This is a genomic window from Clostridium sp. ZS2-4 (assembly GCF_026719745.1).
In the GTDB taxonomy this organism is placed as follows: Bacteria; Bacillota; Clostridia; order Clostridiales; family Clostridiaceae; genus Clostridium_H.
Map to the genome: position 1 here is coordinate 1 of NZ_JAPPRQ010000063.1, position 631 is coordinate 631.

At 52.0% G+C, this 631-nt stretch carries 1 rRNA gene; it reads right to left on the reverse strand.

Features of this window, described 5'->3' with window-relative positions:
* A 23S ribosomal RNA gene (locus OIO11_RS11590) occupies positions 1-631 on the reverse strand; the annotation flags it as partial.

The window sequence follows — 631 nt, forward strand, 5'->3', positions numbered from 1 at the left end:
CCGCCCCAGTCAAACTGCCCACCTAGCAATGTCCTGTGACCAGATTCATGGCCGCCAGTTAGAATTCCAATACTGTCAGGGTGGTATCCCAAGGTTGACTCCACAGAAGCTGACGCCCCTGTTTCCAAGTCTCCCACCTATCCTGTACAGACAATACCGAAATTCAATGCTAAGCTACAGTAAAGCTCTACGGGGTCTTTCCGTCCAACCGCGGGTAGTGAGCATCTTCACTCACACTTCAATTTCACCGGATTTACTGCCGAGACAGTGCCCAAATCATTACGCCATTCGTGCGGGTCGGAACTTACCCGACAAGGAATTTCGCTACCTTAGGACCGTTATAGTTACGGCCGCCGTTTACTGGGGCTTAAGTTCATGGCTTCGCCCGAAGACTAACCATTCCCCTTAACCTTCCAGCACCGGGCAGGCGTCAGCCCCTATACATCAGCTTACGCTTTAGCAGAGACCTGTGTTTTTGATAAACAGTTGCTTGGGCCTGTTCACTGCGGCCTACTCTCGTAGGCACCCCTTCTCCCTAAGTTACGGGGTCAATTTGCCGAGTTCCTTAGCAGTAATTCTTCCGCCGGCCTTAGGATTCTCTCCTCATCTACCTGTGTCGGTTTGCGGTACG